Consider the following 18,232-nt stretch of genomic DNA (forward strand, 5'->3'; position numbering starts at 1 on the left):
GCACAACCCTGTCAGGCTGCACTGCTTAAAAAACATAATTTTATGAGCAACCACAAACGTCCTGCGGCCTCCATCCTGTTTATCTTCGGAGGTAGTGGCGACCTGAATTACAGAAAACTTTCGCCGGCTTTATATAACCTTTTTCTGGATGATTACATGCCAGAAAAATTTGCTATCGCAGGTATCGGACGTAGCCAGTATAACAATGACGACTATCGTACACACCTGCTGGAGGGTATCAACAAATTTTCCCGCCGCAAAGATGAGCAGAATGGTCACTGGGAGGAATTTTCTCAACATGTAACCTACCTGCAGATGGATGCGGACAACCAGGCTGCTTATAGCAAGATCACTGATTTTGTGAAGGAGAGGGAAGCAGAATGGGGGGAGCATCCAAACGTTATTTTTTACCTGGCAGTAGCCCCGCAACTGGTGCCTTCTATCGCGCAGAAGCTGGGTGCATTGAACCTCTGCACAGATAAGAATTGTACCCGTATCGTTATCGAAAAGCCATTTGGCCATGACCTGCAGAGTGCACATGACCTGAATGCGCTGCTGGGCCGTCTGTTCTCAGAAGAGCAGATATACCGTATCGACCACTATCTGGGTAAAGAAACCGTTCAGAACATCCTGGCACTGCGCTTTGCAAATGCCCTGTTCGAGCCGGTTTGGAACCGTAACTATATCGATCATGTACAGATCACTGCTTCTGAAACAGTGGGCCTGGAAGATCGTGCACAATATTATGAAAAGTCAGGTGCGCTGCGTGATATGGTGCAGAACCACATCCTGCAGGTGCTCTGTATGGTCGCTATGGAAGCACCTGTATCATTCGATGCGAATGAGGTGCGTAATAAAAAAGTGGATGTACTGAATGCAATGCGTCCTTTCACCAAAGGTGAAGTACATGAGAATGCAGTACGAGGCCAGTATTCCAGCGGCTGGATCAAGGGTAAAGAAGTGCCTGGCTATCGCGACGAAAAAGGTGTGGCAAAGGAATCTGCTACAGAAACTTACGCTGCTGTGAAGTTCCATATTGACAACTGGCGCTGGCAGGGCGTACCTTTCTATGTACGTACCGGTAAACACCTGCATCAGAAAGCAACAAATATTACCCTGCAGTTCCGTCCGGCACCTCACTTTGCATTCCCCAGTGAATCGGCAGAGACGTGGAGACCGAACCGTCTGACTATCAGTATCACACCGGAAATGGATATCCGTATCCGCTTCCAGGCTAAACGTCCGGGTCAGGCTATGACACTGGAACCAGTAGACATGGTATTCAACTTCGATCACCAATATGGTGATGATCATGCACCGGAAGCATATGAAACACTGCTGCTGGATGTAATGGAAGGAGATGCAACCCTGTTCATGCGTGCAGACCAGGTAGAGGCTGCCTGGAAACTGATCATGCCGATACTGGAAACATGGGAAAGCCGCACTCCGGTAGACTTCCCTAATTATGCGCCTGATTCATGGGGACCGGAAGATGCTGATGCAATGATTGCCAGAGATGGACATGCCTGGATCAATCTGCCTAAATAATATTTGACATGGAATTACACATTGCCAAGAATACACAGGAACTGAGCGAGAACCTGGCCGCATGGATCAGCAACTATATCCAGGAAGTCTTGCAGGACCAGGATATCTTCACTTTTGTATTATCCGGTGGTAGTACCCCCAAGTCGTTGTATCACCTGCTGGCAAAGGAGCCGTATAGCAAGATGATTCCATGGGAGAGAATTCATTTCTTCTGGGGTGATGAAAGAGCTGTTCCGTTTGAAGATGATCGTAACAACGCACGTATGGCGTTTGAAAGTCTGCTGGAAGTAGTGAATGTACCTAAGGAAAATATTCATGTGATGCGCACCGACATCAAGCCGGAAGAATCAGCCGCAGCATATGAAGAAATTTTGCTGGAATATTTCAAGGATTCAGATACGACTTTCGATCTGGTACTATTGGGTATGGGAGATGACGGGCATACTTTGTCTCTCTTCCCTGGATTGCCGGTGGTAAACGAGCAAAAAGCCTGGGTAAGTGCTTTCTGGCTCCAGGCCCAGGATATGTACCGCATTACGCTGACAGCACCAGTGGTGAACCAGGCGGCATGTGTCGTATTTATGGCGACTGGCAGCGGAAAGGCGCTGACCCTGAAGAGTGTGATTGAAGGCACTTTTGACGCAGAGAAATTCCCTTCGCAGTTAATCAGACCGCAGGATGGTGAGTTGCATTGGTTTGTGGATGAGGCCGCGGCGAGTGCACTGGAGATGTAAAATGATCTTATTTAAAAATAGAAAAGCCGGTTGCGAAAGTGACCGGCTTTCTTTATTTTGTTGAGTATGAAACCATCACTTATTTACCTGTTTGCGTTATTGTTTGGCGCTTCCACTGTTATAGGACAACAAAAATATACGGCTGACTGGTCTTCGCTGGAAACCCGCGGAATTCCGGCCTGGTTTAACCAATCTAAATTCGGTATTTTCATACACTGGGGTGTTTATGCGGTGCCTTCGTATGCACCGGTAGGTCCCGGAGGATATTCGGAATGGTACTGGTATCAGCTGGATGGCCGTACAGATGGACCACATGATGCAACCCGTGCATTCCACGACAAAAACTATGGTAAAGATGTTCCTTACCAGGATCTGGAGAAACAGTTTACTGCCTCCATGTTCAATCCTGATCAATGGGCAGATATCTTTCGTCGCTCAGGTGCAAAGTATGTTGTGCTGACCTCTAAGCACCATGAAGGATATACACTGTGGGATAACAAGCAGTCCAGCGAAAGCTGGGGGCGTACCTGGAATGCAAAAGATGGTACACCTCAGAGAGACCTGCTGGGCGATCTGACAAATGCTGTGCGTAAGTCAGGATTGAAAATGGGCTATTATTATTCCCTGTATGAATGGTTCAATCCTCTCTGGAAAAAAGATAAACAACAATATATCAATCAGGTAATGATTCCCCAGTTCAAAGAACTGGTGACGAAGTATAAACCTGCTGTCATATTCTCAGACGGAGAATGGGAACTGTCTGATACAGCCTGGCACAGCACTTCGCTGCTAGCCTGGTTGTACAACGAATCTCCTGTGAAGGATGAGGTAGTAGTAGATGACCGCTGGGGCAGTAATACACGAGGTAAACACAATGGAGCGACCTACCTGACTTCTGAATATGGGAGCGGTATGCAGCCGGGTGTGATCTGGGAAGAAAGTCAGGGTATTGGTCAGTCATATGGTTATAACCGTATGGAGAATGTGGATGATTACAAGAAGAGTGAAGACCTTACCCTGATGCTGGTAGATATTGTGTCGAGAGGGGGAAATCTGCTGCTGGATATCGGGCCTACAGCGGATGGCCGTATTCCTGTGATCATGCAGCAAAGGCTGATCGACATCGGAGCCTGGCTGGATGTAAATGGGGAAGCGATCTATGATACGAAAACATGGAAGGAGACGAGGCAGTGGAGTGAAGGAAAAGTCCCTGAATTGAAGGAATCTAATTTCATGTCAGATTATAGTATTTCGAACCTGATAAAACCGGCAAAGGATCGTGCGCATGTGGAGATGTTCTTTACGCAGAAGGGGAATGCATTGTATGCGGTTGTACCGGCGTATGTACCACAGGTAAAGATTAAGAACTATATGCCCTCAAAGAATGTGAAAGTAAGTATCCTGGGATGTGCGAAGAAGGTGAGTGGGAAGCAGGTAGGAAAGGATTTTGTGGTAGATCTGTCAGGGTTAACCCCCGGTGATTTGCCCACTAAAATGTTTACAATAAGAGTAAACTAATAGCATAAAAAACGCTTCAGCCATTTTGACTGAAGCGTTTTTTATAGGATGATTTTTACCACTTATCTATATTAATTTTCTCCATCATTTCTGCATTCAGCAGTGCCCCTGTTTCCATACCAGGATAGATCTCTTCGAATGTTTTCACCTGATTCATGAACACCCTTCTGGAAAGGTGACTCCTGGTAATATGATGAGGTGATTCCAATCCTGCGGCGGCGGCCAGTTCGATAGCACTTTCGATAGTGTCCTGGTGATAGTTGGCAACTCTGTGTTTTTTATCATCAACTACCAGACCTGCCTGCAACCATTTATCCTGTGTGGCGACACCTGTAGGACAACGGTTGGTATTACAGATCAGGGCCTGAATACAACCGATAGCCATCATCATTGCTCTTGCACTGTTGCATGCATCAGCCCCCAATGCCAGGGCCCGGAGGATGTGGAAACCTGTCAGGATCTTCCCGGATGCGATCACTTTTACTTTATGACGGATATTGTATCCTCTCAGCGTGTCATGTACGAATGCGAGTGCATCCATGAGAGGCATACCTACAGAGTTGCTGAACTCAGGAGGTGCTGCACCGGTGCCACCTTCGCCACCATCTACGGTGATAAAATCAGGGTAGCAGCCAGTTTCCAGCATGGCTTTACAGATAGCGTGGAATTCGGACTTCTGGCCGATACACAGTTTGAAACCAACAGGCTTCCCATTAGCCAGCGTACGCATATGGCTGATGAAAGTCACCATCTGGCGCGGTGTATTGAAGGCAGTGTGATAAGGAGGAGAGGCTACTGTCGTATGAGGTTTCACATGACGGATAGCAGCGATTTCGGGCGTGTTCTTAGACGCTGGCAGGATACCGCCATGGCCTGGTTTTGCCCCCTGGGAGATCTTCAGCTCAATCATGCGAATCTGTGGCCTTGCACTATTTTTTGCAAATAATTGTTCGTCGAAGTTACCCTGTTCATCGCGGCAACCGAAGTAACCGGTACCGATCTGCCAGATGATGTCACCGCCCTGGTTCAGGTGGTGTTCACTGATACCACCTTCACCTGTGTTGTGGGCAAAGTTGCCGATTTTGGCTCCCCCATTCAGGGCTTCAACCGCATTGGCACTAAGGGAGCCATAGCTCATAGCGGACACGTTCAGAATACTGGCAGAATAAGGCTGCTGACATTCAGGACCTCCAATCGTCACACGGGGATCCTTGTTCATCGTGTCGAAGGAGCGGGGTTGAATGGAATGAGACATCCATTCGTAGCCTTCAGCGTATACGTTGAACTGCGTACCAAATGGCTGTGAGTTCAGTTCGCGCTTGGCGCGCTGGTAAATAGTTGAGCGGTCTACCCTGTTCACAGGACTGCCGTCGATATCACTTTCTACAAAGTATTGGTAGATTTTTGGACGTATATCTTCCATCAGGTAACGCATTCTACCCACAATAGGATAATTGCGCATAATGGCGTGTTTTTTCTGGAAAATGTCAACAAATCCGAGGAGAATCAGTGGAACCGTCAATACGAGTAGCCACAGCATCCAGGGAAAGAAATAACCGCCACAGCATATAAGCGCGAGACTGCCTACCGTAAAAGCAAAAAATCCTTTCATAAACTATCTTCCTTTTTGATGAGTAGTTAAAGATAGTAGAAATTATAAATATCGGTTCCCGGGTCCGGGATAGATATAGATTTCCCTTTCATGCTTAAAGAGAGGGGAGCGGACATATATTCTGTTTGTTTTGCAGCAGTATAACCTTATATTAGGGCGATTAATATCAACTGAATATGCATTTAAGGAGGTTTTTACTGGTAGCTGGCCTGTTTACAGCTGCTGCCACCAAAGCTTGGGCACAGGCGCCATTTGACGCTTCACAATTGAAAGTATCCTGGGAAGTAGGCGAAAATCACTATCAGGGGAAGGCACAGTTTCTATCTGTATTCAAGATTGTCAATACAGGCCGTACAGCACTTCCCGCCCAGGGCTGGCAATTGTATTTCAACTTTGTAAGGTCAGTGAATGCTGGCGCTACAACCGGTGGAGTGAGTGCATCGCATGTGAATGGGGACCTGTATAAACTGACACCTAACGGTGAAAGTAAAGGTATTGCACCGGGCGATTCGATCCGTGTTGCATTGGTAGCCGATGCCTGGGCAGTGAATTACACAGATGCTCCGGACGGTTTATATCTGGTATGGGACAAAGCACCATCGAAAGGATATAGTTTGCCTGCATTGCATGTTCGTCCTTCCACACAACCAAAGCAATACCTGCGTTTCCCAGGCGACAGGATTGGCCTGATCACACCACAGGATATCTACGCGCAAAATAAGAATACAGCGGATATACCGGCGGCAGAATTGCCAAAAGTATTCCCTACACCTCGTGAGATCACGAATGGTACAGGAGAACTGATGCTGACGCCGGCTGTGACAATCAGCGCAGATCCTGCCTTTGCGAAAGAAGGAGCTTATCTCGCAGCTGAACTGAAGACCATATTTGGTAAGGAACCTACGGTAGTAAATAGTGGAAATGCGACGATTACTTTATCGACAGAAGTTGGTCTGGCACCGGAAGAATATACACTGACAGTGACTGCTACAGGTGTACAAATTAAAGCAGGAGAGGGGGCTGGTATTTTTTATGGTATTCAGTCCCTCAAATCTATGTTCCCTGGCAATGCCTGGGCGGGTGTACAAAAGAAAGTAGCTATTCCGGCCGTGAATGTAAAAGATGGTCCACGCTTTGGGTTCCGTGCATTTATGATCGACGTTTCCCGCAATTTTCATAGTAAGCAGGACATTTATCGGCTGCTGGACCTGATGGCACTTTACAAACTGAATGTACTGCATTTTCACCTGACGGATGATGAAGGCTGGAGGTTGGAAATTGCGGCGCTGCCTGAGCTGACAACTGTAGGAGCACACCGTGGTCATACTCTGGATGAACATGATCACCTGCAACCGGCATATGGGTCAGGGCCTGATGTAAGTAACGAAGCAGGCAGTGGTTATTACACCAAACAGGATTTTATCGACATCCTGCAGTTTGCAGCGGCGCGTCATATCCGTGTAATACCTGAAATAGAAACGCCCGGGCATGCGCGTGCAGCGATCGTAGCCATGAAAGCGCGGTATGAGAAGCTGATAAAAGCCGGACAACAGGCTGCGGCGGAAGAGTATCTGTTATCAGATCCTAAAGATCAATCAGTATATCAGTCAGTACAAAACTGGAATGACAACGTGATCAATGTGGCATTGCCAGCGGTCTATCACTTCCTGGACAAGGTGGTGGAAGAAGTACAGGGAATGTATAAAGAGGCTGGGTTGCCGCTGGAGTATGTACACATGGGTGGTGATGAAGTACCTGCTGGTGTATGGGCCGCTTCTCCGGCAGTAAAAGCACTGATGGAAAAAGATAAGGGTATTCGTGATATAAATGATCTGTGGTATTACTACTATGGAAAGGTGAATGATCTGTTAAAGAAACGAGGGTTGAAATTGTATGGCTGGGAAGAACTGGGTATGCGTAAAACCACTTTGGATGGGAAGCCATTCAGTATGCCGAATCCTGGATTCAGTGGAGAGCACCTGATGGTAGATGTATGGAACAATATTATGGGTGGTGGTGCTGAAGACCTGCCATATCGCCTGGCAAATGCAAATTACAAAGTGGTGTTGTCTGGTGTGAGCAACATGTACTTCGATATGGCGTATATGAAGTCATTTGATGAACCGGGTTTTTACTGGGGAGGGTTTGTTGATGTGGATAAACCTTTCTATTTCATTCCCATGGATTATTATAAAAATTCGAAAGTAGATGCCCTGGGTAACCCGCTGGATCAGGCGATTTTTAAAGACAAACAGCGGTTAACAGCATATGGTGCAGACAACATTGTGGGGGTGCAGGGATTATTATGGAGTGAAACGGTAAAGAACTTAGCCAGAATGGAGTATATGATCCTGCCTAAGTTGCTGGGACTGGCAGAGAGAGCATGGGCAAAAGATCCTGACTGGGCGGTCGGGAAAGACAGTACAAGGAGTGCAGAATTGTATGCAAAGGCCTGGAATTCATTTGCAAATACACTGGGTAAGAAAGAGCTGGTAAGATTGAGCTACTATAACGGGGGGTACAATTATCGCATACCTACAGCCGGAGCGAGTGTGGTAGATGGAGCCGTGTTAGCGAACCTGCAGTTGCCTGGATTTACCATCAGGTATACTACAAACGGAAAGGAACCAGATGCGAAGAGTAAGGTTTATGCAGGACCGATTAAAGAAAAGGGAACAATAAAGCTGAAGGTGTTTGATGTGAAAGGCAGGACAGGTAGAACAGTTTCGATCGAAAATAAGTAAAACCCTTTTTATAAGGAGGGTGCAGTGCTGCACCGTAAAAATCGCTTCTACCGAAAGTAGAAGCGATTTTTGTTTTATCACGTTACTTATAGTAAATTTGTATCATAATACGCCCTTACCTAAGCCTACCACAACAAACAAGTCTGCATTTACAAAAACGATTGTCTATGTCAAAGATCATGATAGCTGTAGATCTAAGCAGCTATTCGACCAGCGTTATTGCTGCTGGTATGCAACTCGCGCGGAGCACCCATTCTCCGGTAATCTTAACTTCTATCCTGGACAAAAACACAGAGGTAGTGCCTGTGATTGAAGCCGTTGGCCCATCTGCTGAAGAGCTGAATGGTCGTCTGAAGGATATTATTGCGCATCTTGAAAATTACAAGGAACAATACCCTGATGTAACCGTGACCGTTACAGCCACTTTAGGAAATCCCAAGGAGGATATCCTGGAACAGGCAGCAGAAGAAAGTGCCACTACGCTTGTAATTGGTACACATGGCCGCACCGGTCTGGACCATTTGCTGATTGGGAGCACTGCAGAATTTGTGATCCGTCATTCTTCTATTCCCGTACTGGTAGTGCCTTACAGGAAAGAAAAGCATTAAAATTTAATTAAACTGTTTAACATATCCTTTTTGCCTTTCAACTTACACGTAGTTTTGTGTGTTAAGTAAGGATCATGCTATACATAAAATTTTACCTGTAATGCCTCTGAAAGACAAGCTCAAAATTGGTCCGTTGCTGCGGAAATTACATTGGAAAGAGATGCTGGCTGTACTGTTTATTTTGCTGGCTATTTATTTTTTCAGACAACAGCGCCATGAACTATATTCTCTGATGCCTGCCATAGAGCGAGCTGACCGTTTCTGGGTGATCATCGGCATTGTGCTGACAGTGGGATATATTCTCCTGCAGGCATGGATGTACCTGTATAGTTTTCGTTCTGTGGGCAGTAAGCTGGACATTGGAAGGGGAACAGAATTGTTTCTGAAGCGTAACCTGCTGAGTATTTTCCTGCCGGCAGGAGGTGTAAGTTCTCTCGCTTATATGCCACAAAGCCTGAGGCGCAGTCAGATTAGTAAACAGCAGATCCACCAGGCCTCTGGCATCTATGGATTTGTAGGTATCTTCTCCGTGTTCGTAGTCGGGTTGCCAGTGGTAGGATATGCGGTATTGCACGATGAATCAATGTTGGAAGCAGTAGGGGGACTGGTGACTATCTGTGCTGTGCTGGCTGGTGTTGTCTGGATAGTGCGATCTATTCAGAAGAGGGGAGCAGCATATAACCTGTTGGCCAGGTATCTGCCGGGTGTAATGGAGCATGTGGATGAAATCTTCGCTTTTGACCTGAACCGTCCTGCATTTGTAAAAACAGTATTGGTGTCTGCTGGCATAGAGCTGGCAGGCATCGCTCATTTATATCTGAGCATGTTAGCTACGGGGGCACATCCAAGCCTGGAAGCTGCCTGTGTAGGCTACATCGTTGCCACGATCTTCCTGATTGTATCACCTTTTCTGAGAGGATTAGGTGCCATTGAGCTTTCCCTGGCTTACCTGCTGACAAATTATGGGTTTACCTCACTGCAGGCCCTGGAAATCACATTATTGTACCGCCTTTTTGAATTCTGGCTGCCTTTGCTGGCCGGTGTGTTTGCTTTTATTTTGAAAAGTCGTCACCTCGTATTGCGGTTGTTGCCGCCAGTGCTGATCTTTCTGTTGGGGATGGTGAATATTTTTTCAGTATTGACGCCCCCGCTTGCCAATCGTTTGCGCGCGCTGAGGGGGTATATCCCGACGGAGAGTATTCATGCATCGAACCTGTTGGTGGTATTTCTTGGGCTGGTACTGCTGGTCACGGCCACCTTCCTGTTCAGGGGATTGCGCAGCGCCTGGATCGTAGCATTGACGGTATCGGTGTTGTCGGCCTTTGGGCATATCAGCAAGGCACTGGACTATGAGGAGGCGTCCCTGGCTTTACTGACAGCGTTTATCCTGTTAATTACCGCCAGACAATACAGGATTAAGAGTAACCGGCAGCTGGTAAATATCGGGGTGGTAACAGCGGTCGCCACGCTTTTGGTTGTGCTGATCTTTGGGACCATTGGCTTCTATTTTCTGAATGTGAAGCATTTTGGAATGGATTTTACGTTGTTGCAATCATTGCGGGCATCGTTTCATGGTTTTCTGTTGCTGGAAGACGATGGGCTAAAGCCTGTTACGCGTTTTGGACGGGAATTTTTGAGTGCGATCAGGGTATTGGGGGTAGGTGCCTGGGCATTCCTGTTTTATACCATTATCCGCCCTTATCTGCCTAAGGGCAAGCATACAAATGCGGCGATGGAGAAGGCGCAGTATTACCTGAGTCAATATGGTAGTTCAGCGATGGACTACTTCAAGGTAGGAGATGATAAGTTGCTTTTTATCTCGGAAAAATACGAGGGTTTTATAGCTTACAGGGTAGCAAGCAGTTTTGCTATCGTGCTGGAGGAGCCGGTATGTGCAGAAGATGCAAAATTGCCGATGCTACATGAGTTTGAAGAGCAATGTAAGAAAATGGGATTGAAGCCTGCATTCTACAGGGTGGATGAACAAAGTATGTATTATTTTGAACACCTGAGAAAAAAGAAGATCCTGATAGGGCAGGAGGGGATTGTGGATGTAACGGCATTTACGCTAAGTGGAAAGGATAAAAAATCATTGCGTAACGGGTTGAATAGTCTGGCGGCTAAGGGGTATGTAACGGCTATACAGCGGGCGCCATTGAGCCCTGAGCTTGTGCAGGAGCTGAAGGAGGTGAGTGATGAGTGGCTGGTGGATTATGATGTAAAAGAAATGACTTTCTCACAGGGATTGTTCGATATAGATGCGATCAGGGACCAGGATGTGATAACGGTAACGGATGCGAATGGGCAGGTGGCAGCATTTTTGAATATAATTCCTGACTATGCTCCCGGGGAGTGTACATATGACCTGATCCGCAAACGTACTGCGGCACCTGGCGGTTGTATGGATTCGCTGATCATTGCATTGATACAGGATGCGAAGGATCAGGGTTTACAATATCTGAATCTGGGGTTGGTACCAATGTCTGGTATACAGCAACCGCAGAATACAGCTGAGCAGGTAGTAAAGTTTGCGTACGAGAAGATCAGGGCATTCCGTCATTATCATGGCTTGAGAGAATTCAAGGAGAAGTATGCAACGGACTGGACGAATAAGTATCTTGTATATGAACATGATTTTGACCTGATACAGCTCCCGGCGGCATTGAGCAAAGTAATGAAAGCTTGATCAAAAAAATGCTTACGATGGTGAAAGGATTATGGTTGATGGGAGTACTGAGCCTGTTGATGGCTACAGCCCATGCGCAAACGGACATCAGCAAACTGCCTGTTACGGTGAAGGCGCCTACGGCTGGTAATCAACGTCCGGTAATATTATTCCTGACGGGTGATGGTGGGATGAAGAAATTTGCGGCGGATATGGTGAATTCCTTGTCAGCGAAAGGTTATCCTGTGATAGGGTTGAATTCCCTGAAATACTTCTGGAGTAAGAAGACACCGCAGCAGGCGGGTGCGGATGTAGCAGCTTTACTACAGTATTATGGCAATCAATGGAACAATCATACCTTTTTGCTGGTAGGGTATTCTATGGGGGCGGATGTATTGCCTTTCATTTATCAGCATTTGCCGGGTACGTTGCAAAATCAGACTACATCGCTGGTGTTTATGTCACCATCTTCGAGTACTGATATGGTGGTACATGTGGCGGATATGCTGGGCAAGAGTTCTACGCCCGGGGCGCTGAATGTACCGGCGGCGATGAATACGATAACGAACAAGCCCTTGTTATTGATTTTTGGGAAAGATGAGGATGACTTTGATCTGCATTCATTAACAATTACGAATTATAAATCTCTGGTGTTGCCGGGCGGGCATCATTATAATGATGATGCGAATGGGGTAGTGACGCAGATGGTAGCACACTGGGGACCTAAATAAATGAATAAAGCTGGTAGGTAACGCTCTTCCGTTTCGGAGGGGCGTTTTTTTTATCCTGGAAAATAGGGGTGACTGCATGAATTTCCCGATTAACAACTGGTTAACTCTCCTAACATTTGTTGCTAAAACGTGTTACCATTTTATGTATATAAATGACTGTTTGTTAGTTTGTTATGCGGTTTTGGGTGGGCAATTTTTATTCGTTAACATCTTATTAACCAAATTCTCGGTCCGGTAATGTATCATTACAACGTAGTAATGTAAAGTAAAAAAAAGGATTTGTACCACATTTGTCAGCCATGGAAACCTCTTTCGGGTCTCTACCCGTAAGAATTTATCTTAAAGCGAATACACGAAAAACTATAATGGATAAAAACATACTTCAAAATATTGTGAGGGGCGGGTGCGCTAAGGTGCTGAAACCCTTTACAGAAGAGCCTTTTAATGGTTGGTTTTTGATGAAAACTCCCCAGGTTTCAACCGGGGGAGTTTATTTTTCAGATAATGAAAGTGATTGGAAAATAAGGCGCAGCTGCAACAAAATAGCAGTAGGATTTTTTAGCTTGCATGCAGGCGATCCTGTATTAAAAATTGATATTATACCCTCAAAATATAAGTTTATGAAAAATGCGTTTCTGACTGCCTGTATGGGCAGATCCGGTATTCCTGCTAACGATGACAGGGATGGAGTTAAACTAAGTTTTGTAACCGTTAAAACAGCATTCACCAATTAAGAGATCGACACAGAAGACACAACATTTAAAAGGCTATCTGATAAACCAGTAAGGACGAATCCATTGCAGACATGGAATGAGTGACTTTAAAAATTTTATTATTCAGTACATTGTAAACCCCACTATGCCAGCATGCCTAAGCGTTATTTTGAAAGACTGCAGACCATTGATTACCTGATCAGGATCAAAGGCACAGGAAAACCTGCGCACCTTGCTAAAAGGTTAAGGATTTCTGAGAGAACATTATTTGAATTTTTAAAGATGATGAAAGAACTGGGTGCACCTATAGCATATGACCGCTACAAGGAAAGCTATTATTACTCGGAAAAAGGAGGCTTCAATATTCGATTTGTGAAGAATCTAACCTTAGCATTAGTGACAAATCTTCTCCTCTGGATGGTATAATCCATTCCTTCAGTGTAACCCAATTCACACAGTTTATTATTCAGGTCGGCATTTATTGATCCTGCGAGATCCTTTATGGATTGGGCAGGGTTGCCTTACCCGGCACGGGCGTTAACTGCGGAATACATTATTCCGCAGTTAACGCTGTATTAACGATGTTGTTAACGGTGCATTAACCTATTTTGGAAAAACTCTTCCTACCTTCCCAACCTGTTATATTAAAGATCGTATGGAGTTTGTCTTGCCTATTAATCCCGCACAGGCAAAGCCGTATAAGTAACACCAGAATTTCGCAATTACCTTTTTTCTCATAAGACGGTTTAGATTTCATAAGCTTCTGTACGCGGGTTTCTGTTAAGTTACCTGCTAGTTTTCCATCTTAGCTATAAAAAATTCGGCCCTCGCCATACGGCAAGGGCCAGAACATTCACATGTCAATCCGCTACAGCCCGTGTCAATGATATTCTGTAGCGTTTTTAATTTTTTAGTCAGTCACTAATGTTTGAACGATATATCAAAATTAGAGATAATGTTTTGATCTAGTGGTTAACCGATTGTTAAGGCACCCTCATTTTTATACTCCATAAATTTTTTACAGTTAATATTGTAGTACAGAATGGGCAAACAGCGCTTTTTCTTTTCCTTTCATATTGTTTTACTATTGGGAGCGGCCAATTTTATGAGTAAGTTGGTACCATTCCACGACTCCCTCCCTACATCCCTAATCAATAGCAGACTTACGTTTGAATGATTTTATCCTTTTTAGGTATTCTCTAATATACAAACAATTGTTTATTAGTATTTATTGAAAAATCATATACTTATCGGATTGACTACTGTAGGTATTTGTTTCAAATTTGTTTCGGTATGGGAAAACCGTGTATTAATTCCATTACAACCATACCTGGATACCAATTTATCGACACTTGCAGTACCAGAAAATAAAGGTTTTCGCAACATATACAAACCCAAAAAAAACAATATGAAAAATGTGCGGCGCAACAGCACTGGGCGGGCCAGCGGGGAGGATGCTCCAGGGGCTGATGGAGGAGAACAGGCGGATTCAACCCTTGTACAGCAACTGGCAAAAGACATCAGTAATGTTGTGTTCATGGATTGTGACATTCCCGGATTAACAGCAAACGAAGCCGCAAATATTCTGAAAGCAGCCTATCCCGATATCAACGTCCTGTTATTTTCTGTACGTAGTAATGAAACAGCTGTTACCCACATTACCGGCAAGCATGGAACTATACCACCTCCAGATTCACTGAGTGCATGTTTTACACAACTATATGAAGCTGCCGTTCAGACCAATACAGCTTCTATTCAGAAAGTACTCACATTTTTCAACCGTAAACCGGAAGAAGAGCCTGGCCAGTATGGCCTTTCTCATCGTGAGCTACAAGTGTTGGATTGCCTGGTAAATGGAGATACCTATAAAAAAATAGCCGAGCACTGTCATATCAGTGTCGGCACTGTGCGGTCACATATTATGAACATCTATCGCAAACTGGATGTGAATTCCCGATCCGCTGCTATTGTCAAGGCGATGCAGGAAAGGCTGGTAAGTAGCTGATACAGTTCCGCTATTCCCAAAACCCCGCTGCCTTTACCTGTTTCCAGCCCAACTGTTTGAGTAGTTTTCTTGTCTGTACCACCATTGGAATATATCCAGCCACATAAAAGGTTGTATCATGCAACGGTAGTTGTAGTTGGTCCAGCCAGTTTAAAACGTCTTTTTCCTGTCCATCAGAAAAATGTAACGGCATACCCATCACCTGTTTGGGCAGGGGATCTTCGCCTATGGCTAATGTATGGAAACCCTGTTCAGGATGTCTGCGATGAAAAAGTGATAGCATGTGTCCAATAGCGCTGGCGTCTGCTATACATACCAGCTGTGCGGCACTGGTTGGCTGGTGCATGCCGCCGCCGGGGCCGGCATATAACACCGGGTCGCCCGGAGCCAGTTGCCGGAGCCATTGACTGCCTTTGCCTATATGGCCTGCATCGATGAGCAGAGTGGCCACCTGCGTATTGGTGTTATAATGTGCTATGCTATAGTCTCTGAAGGCGGTGGCGCCCACCTGGCACTTCAGGTGCTGGCAACTACGCCAGGAAAGAGGGTCCGGTAGTTGCAGTTCAAGTTGCAGTAAGCGATGATCTAGTGCAGTTATCTGGCGCACATGCGCAGTCTTTCCCATCCTCCCCATCAGGAAGGCGGTTGCTTTTTCTTTTAATGACATATGTACTGGTCTGTTTTAGTCGACGATCCCGTTTAGTTCAGGGAAAAGGTCTGTGATCAATGAGATAGCTTTGGGAGAGCGCAATCGAAGGTGTGTAAAGATGCCGTTCAATTGAAGAACGGGCATCAGATCGATGATTTCCTGTACGGCTGATTCATAAGCCGGATAATCCACAGGATTTTCAATTATGGCAAGACTGGCAAGGAAGTCCGAGACAGCCCCACGCTGTAACCGCACATTATTTTCTGTGCTGATAGCATGCATATCATTGGGTAGTATATTATTTGGCTGCATAAAAAGAGCGCATTAATTCGGTACAAAATTATTGAGGCATTAGGCTCTGCCTGTTATACTATTCCGGGTCAGATAGGGATTTATCCCGTATATTTTCACGGAACGCGGCAGGGGTATAGCCTGTATGTTGCTTAAAGAAGCGGTTAAAATAAGAGACTTCATTGAACTGTAAATGCCAGGCTATTTCCTTTACACTTTCTGCTGCATGGAGTAATAAGCGCTTGGCTTCAAGTATTCTCCGTTCTGTGATCAGCGACGATGCGGTCTGTCCGGAATGTTGCCGCACGATATCGTTCAGATAATCTACAGAAATATGGAGGGCCTCAGCGTATTGTGCGGGTTTGGTCCATTCCAGGTAATGAGTGGCTACCAATTCCCGGTAGCGGATAAGGAGCGATTTGTTGGCAGATGGCGTCTCTGCGGTATGACGTTGTAAGATTAATAGGAGAATAGACAGGTAGTGTTGCAACAGCGGAACGGCTTGTGCTTTTTTACCCTTGTATTCCTTGTCCATGAGGCAGATAATCTGCTCTACGGCTGCCAGCTCATCTGCAGGCAATGTGACTGGTCCCTGAAGGGTTATCGGCAGTGAAATCATTGGCAGGAAATCGGCGGTGAAAGCAATGCCCCATCCTGTTCCTATTTGCTCCGGGTGGGCCAAATGGACCTGTCCGGGTACAATCAACCCCATATCTCCGGCATTCAATGTGACCTTCTCCATATCGATTATGTGTGTACTTACGCCGTCTAGCAAGATAAACAGCATATAGTAATTGTGCCTGTGTACATCTGCCAGTTCAGCCATTTCTTTCCGGGCTTTGCTCGATATAATTCTGATGGCAAAAGAATGGCTATCCGGGTGCAGGCCCTCCAGGTTTTGCGACGCTATAAATTGCTTTTTCCGAGGCATATCATTCAGGTAGACGAACGAGCATTGATAAAATTGTAGAATTAACAAAAAAGTTATTTACCCCTCTTGTTTATTAATTATATATTCAATAAATTTATATACCCTATGAATTCCAAACAATTATTAAAAACCTATGACCATGAATTGGATTGAGGAGTTAAATGTTATCTACCAAAAGCTGGGAGCTGTTGGTTTTGAAGAAGTGAAAAAAGAGATCTTAAAAGCCCAGATGAGCGGGTATAATGGAGAAACCTACTACCTTGTTCTCCAGCAATTAATCATGATTAAGAAAGATAAAGTACAGATCTACGAACTGATCAAAGGTGAAGTAGAGAATATTATCCACTTCAGTAAGCACATGATTCACCTGAATTAATTTCTTTCAGCCAGTTCTTCTTTTAGGCTTTGCGCTTTGAAATAAATGGGAGCACTATCCGGTATTTTTAGCAACCATTCAAGGCAAAGCTGTTTATTGCCCTCTTTCAGGTAACTGAGTGCAATGTAGAATGCGGCGTTATATTGGTAGGGAGAAGTCTCTGCGAATACGATCCCCAGATCTTTCCGGGCCAGTGCAGGCTGACCCAGTTCAATCAGGCTGACACCTTTGTAATAGCGCGCCGCGGCGTGGCTGGCATCTTTTGCCAATATCTGATCCAACAGCTGGATAGTATGGCTAAAGTGACCATGATTAAAACTCATCGCTGCTTCATGCAGGAGGAGGGCGGTATCGGTTTCCTGGCCTTCTCTGTGCACATGTTCCATTTCGGTACCAGAGAATTGTCTGTAAACATCTTTGTGCCATGGGCTCACAAACAGCAGGCCGGCCAGACATGCGGCTATAATAGCGGTAATAATAACATAAAGGCTGATCCTGGCATTGGGGTTGCCTTTGGTATGGAACCAACGTTCCCGCTGATCGGCGAGCATTTCTTCGAGTTCTTCGCGGGTGTTGTCATTATCCTGAATATTGCCTGACCAGGCAAGTGCTTCTTCCACATATTTCATATGTTCAGCGTCCAACCCAGGCGAGGGTGCTTCAGGTTGGAAAGAGGCTCCTTTGTTGGGCACTTTCTGCATCATCTCCTGCTTCCATTTCAGCTGGCAGGCATATAAAAAGAATGGCTCGAAATGATTTGTGAGCAATAGCTTGTGATGACGGGCATAGTTGTAAATGGCCAGTAAAACTTCTTCAAACACGTTGGCAGCTTCCTTTATATTTCCTCCCCAGCCAATTACCATGTGCTTTACCTTTCGGGAATAGCGTTTGTAAATGACATCTACAATAGCAGGGGAGCTGTCCAACAAACCATCTATATATTCATCATCATTATTTATAATCCGGCTGGCTACCATAATATCTTTCCTATGGGACAAAATTAAAAGTAATCAAGGTCAATAGACAAAAATATCTATTACAATGGTTATGCCGGATTTAAAAAATGTTGAATATAAAGTATGGAAGGAGCGTTATGTTGCGTAGGTC

The 18,232-nt window shown here is 45.3% G+C and carries 16 protein-coding genes; 11 read left to right on the top strand and 5 right to left on the bottom strand.

The genetic code is table 11. The features are described from left to right. Positions 1–42: 42 nt before the first annotated feature. The 3 genes from zwf to ABDW33_RS22240 all read left to right on the top strand — a co-directional run bounded on the left by zwf (position 43) and on the right by ABDW33_RS22240 (position 3,800). A complete protein-coding gene (zwf, locus tag ABDW33_RS22230) occupies positions 43–1,548 on the top strand; it encodes a glucose-6-phosphate dehydrogenase (RefSeq protein ID WP_343692301.1) in 1,506 nt (501 codons plus the stop codon). 8 nt (positions 1,549–1,556) lie between these two features. Then, the gene (gene pgl / locus ABDW33_RS22235) at positions 1,557–2,282 is read left to right on the top strand and encodes a 6-phosphogluconolactonase (protein WP_343692302.1); all 726 of its coding nucleotides are present in this window, start codon (positions 1,557–1,559) and stop codon (positions 2,280–2,282) included. A gap of 66 nt (positions 2,283–2,348) precedes the next feature. Next, positions 2,349–3,800, top strand: coding sequence for an alpha-L-fucosidase (locus ABDW33_RS22240; protein ID WP_343692303.1), 1,452 nt, complete (start codon positions 2,349–2,351; stop codon positions 3,798–3,800). A 55-nt stretch (positions 3,801–3,855) separates the two neighbouring features. Here ABDW33_RS22240 and ABDW33_RS22245 read toward each other — a convergent pair whose 3' ends face one another. Further along, positions 3,856–5,412: an FMN-binding glutamate synthase family protein gene (locus tag ABDW33_RS22245; protein WP_343692304.1), complete on the bottom strand. Its 1,557-nt coding sequence runs from the start codon at positions 5,410–5,412 to the stop codon at positions 3,856–3,858. 176 nt (positions 5,413–5,588) lie between these two features. Between ABDW33_RS22245 and ABDW33_RS22250 the strand changes: the two genes are divergently transcribed. The 7 genes from ABDW33_RS22250 to ABDW33_RS22280 all read left to right on the top strand — a co-directional run bounded on the left by ABDW33_RS22250 (position 5,589) and on the right by ABDW33_RS22280 (position 14,878). Continuing rightward, a complete protein-coding gene (locus tag ABDW33_RS22250) occupies positions 5,589–8,156 on the top strand; it encodes a family 20 glycosylhydrolase (RefSeq protein WP_343692305.1) in 2,568 nt (855 codons plus the stop codon). Positions 8,157–8,323: 167 nt separating this feature from the next. Continuing rightward, positions 8,324–8,764, top strand: coding sequence for a universal stress protein (locus tag ABDW33_RS22255; RefSeq protein WP_343692306.1), 441 nt, complete (start codon positions 8,324–8,326; stop codon positions 8,762–8,764). 100 nt (positions 8,765–8,864) lie between these two features. Further along, positions 8,865–11,450 (top strand): phosphatidylglycerol lysyltransferase domain-containing protein, encoded by a 2,586-nt coding sequence (locus tag ABDW33_RS22260; protein WP_343692307.1) that lies wholly within the window; start codon positions 8,865–8,867, stop codon positions 11,448–11,450. 17 nt (positions 11,451–11,467) lie between these two features. Beyond that, positions 11,468–12,160 carry an AcvB/VirJ family lysyl-phosphatidylglycerol hydrolase gene (locus tag ABDW33_RS22265; RefSeq protein ID WP_343692308.1) on the top strand — a complete coding sequence of 231 codons (693 nt, stop codon included), beginning with the start codon at positions 11,468–11,470 and terminating at the stop codon, positions 12,158–12,160. Positions 12,161–12,459: 299 nt separating this feature from the next. Then, entirely contained in the window at positions 12,460–12,894 is a 435-nt protein-coding gene (locus ABDW33_RS22270) for a hypothetical protein (protein ID WP_343692309.1), read from the top strand. Positions 12,895–13,026: 132 nt separating this feature from the next. Further along, entirely contained in the window at positions 13,027–13,299 is a 273-nt protein-coding gene (locus tag ABDW33_RS22275; protein ID WP_343692310.1) for a hypothetical protein, read from the top strand. 982 nt (positions 13,300–14,281) lie between these two features. Further along, entirely contained in the window at positions 14,282–14,878 is a 597-nt protein-coding gene (locus tag ABDW33_RS22280) for a response regulator transcription factor (protein ID WP_343692311.1), read from the top strand. Between the two features lie 10 nt (positions 14,879–14,888). Here the strand turns inward: ABDW33_RS22280 and ABDW33_RS22285 are convergent, their stop codons facing one another. The 3 genes from ABDW33_RS22285 to ABDW33_RS22295 are packed head-to-tail and all read right to left on the bottom strand — an operon-like array spanning position 14,889 to position 16,749. Continuing rightward, a complete protein-coding gene (locus tag ABDW33_RS22285) occupies positions 14,889–15,545 on the bottom strand; it encodes an FAD-binding oxidoreductase (RefSeq protein WP_343692312.1) in 657 nt (218 codons plus the stop codon). A 15-nt stretch (positions 15,546–15,560) separates the two neighbouring features. Then, complete coding sequence (locus ABDW33_RS22290; protein WP_343692313.1) at positions 15,561–15,839, bottom strand: hypothetical protein; 279 nt, start codon at positions 15,837–15,839, stop codon at positions 15,561–15,563. A gap of 58 nt (positions 15,840–15,897) precedes the next feature. Continuing rightward, positions 15,898–16,749, bottom strand: coding sequence for an AraC family transcriptional regulator (locus ABDW33_RS22295; protein ID WP_343692314.1), 852 nt, complete (start codon positions 16,747–16,749; stop codon positions 15,898–15,900). Between the two features lie 139 nt (positions 16,750–16,888). On the opposite strand from ABDW33_RS22295, the gene ABDW33_RS22300 reads away from it, so the two are divergent. Further along, entirely contained in the window at positions 16,889–17,125 is a 237-nt protein-coding gene (locus ABDW33_RS22300; RefSeq protein WP_343692315.1) for a hypothetical protein, read from the top strand. Here ABDW33_RS22300 and ABDW33_RS22305 read toward each other — a convergent pair. Beyond that, the gene (locus ABDW33_RS22305) at positions 17,122–18,123 is read right to left on the bottom strand and encodes a hypothetical protein (RefSeq protein ID WP_343692316.1); all 1,002 of its coding nucleotides are present in this window, start codon (positions 18,121–18,123) and stop codon (positions 17,122–17,124) included. The two genes, ABDW33_RS22300 and ABDW33_RS22305, sit on opposite strands and share 4 nt — an antisense overlap. Positions 18,124–18,232: the final 109 nt, after the last annotated feature.

Source organism: Chitinophaga sp. (genome assembly GCF_039596155.1).
In the GTDB taxonomy this organism is placed as follows: domain Bacteria; phylum Bacteroidota; class Bacteroidia; order Chitinophagales; family Chitinophagaceae; genus Chitinophaga.

Coding starts and splice junctions, on each gene's coding strand:
- zwf (WP_343692301.1), top strand. CDS start 43: ATGAGCAACCACAAACGTCCTGCGGCCTCCATCCTGTTTATCTTCGGA.
- pgl (WP_343692302.1), top strand. CDS start 1,557: ATGGAATTACACATTGCCAAGAATACACAGGAACTGAGCGAGAACCTG.
- ABDW33_RS22240 (WP_343692303.1), top strand. CDS start 2,349: ATGAAACCATCACTTATTTACCTGTTTGCGTTATTGTTTGGCGCTTCC.
- ABDW33_RS22245 (WP_343692304.1), bottom strand. CDS start 5,412: ATGAAAGGATTTTTTGCTTTTACGGTAGGCAGTCTCGCGCTTATATGC.
- ABDW33_RS22250 (WP_343692305.1), top strand. CDS start 5,589: ATGCATTTAAGGAGGTTTTTACTGGTAGCTGGCCTGTTTACAGCTGCT.
- ABDW33_RS22255 (WP_343692306.1), top strand. CDS start 8,324: ATGTCAAAGATCATGATAGCTGTAGATCTAAGCAGCTATTCGACCAGC.
- ABDW33_RS22260 (WP_343692307.1), top strand. CDS start 8,865: ATGCCTCTGAAAGACAAGCTCAAAATTGGTCCGTTGCTGCGGAAATTA.
- ABDW33_RS22265 (WP_343692308.1), top strand. CDS start 11,468: ATGGTGAAAGGATTATGGTTGATGGGAGTACTGAGCCTGTTGATGGCT.
- ABDW33_RS22270 (WP_343692309.1), top strand. CDS start 12,460: ATGGAAACCTCTTTCGGGTCTCTACCCGTAAGAATTTATCTTAAAGCG.
- ABDW33_RS22275 (WP_343692310.1), top strand. CDS start 13,027: ATGCCTAAGCGTTATTTTGAAAGACTGCAGACCATTGATTACCTGATC.
- ABDW33_RS22280 (WP_343692311.1), top strand. CDS start 14,282: ATGAAAAATGTGCGGCGCAACAGCACTGGGCGGGCCAGCGGGGAGGAT.
- ABDW33_RS22285 (WP_343692312.1), bottom strand. CDS start 15,545: ATGTCATTAAAAGAAAAAGCAACCGCCTTCCTGATGGGGAGGATGGGA.
- ABDW33_RS22290 (WP_343692313.1), bottom strand. CDS start 15,839: ATGCAGCCAAATAATATACTACCCAATGATATGCATGCTATCAGCACA.
- ABDW33_RS22295 (WP_343692314.1), bottom strand. CDS start 16,749: ATGCCTCGGAAAAAGCAATTTATAGCGTCGCAAAACCTGGAGGGCCTG.
- ABDW33_RS22300 (WP_343692315.1), top strand. CDS start 16,889: ATGAATTGGATTGAGGAGTTAAATGTTATCTACCAAAAGCTGGGAGCT.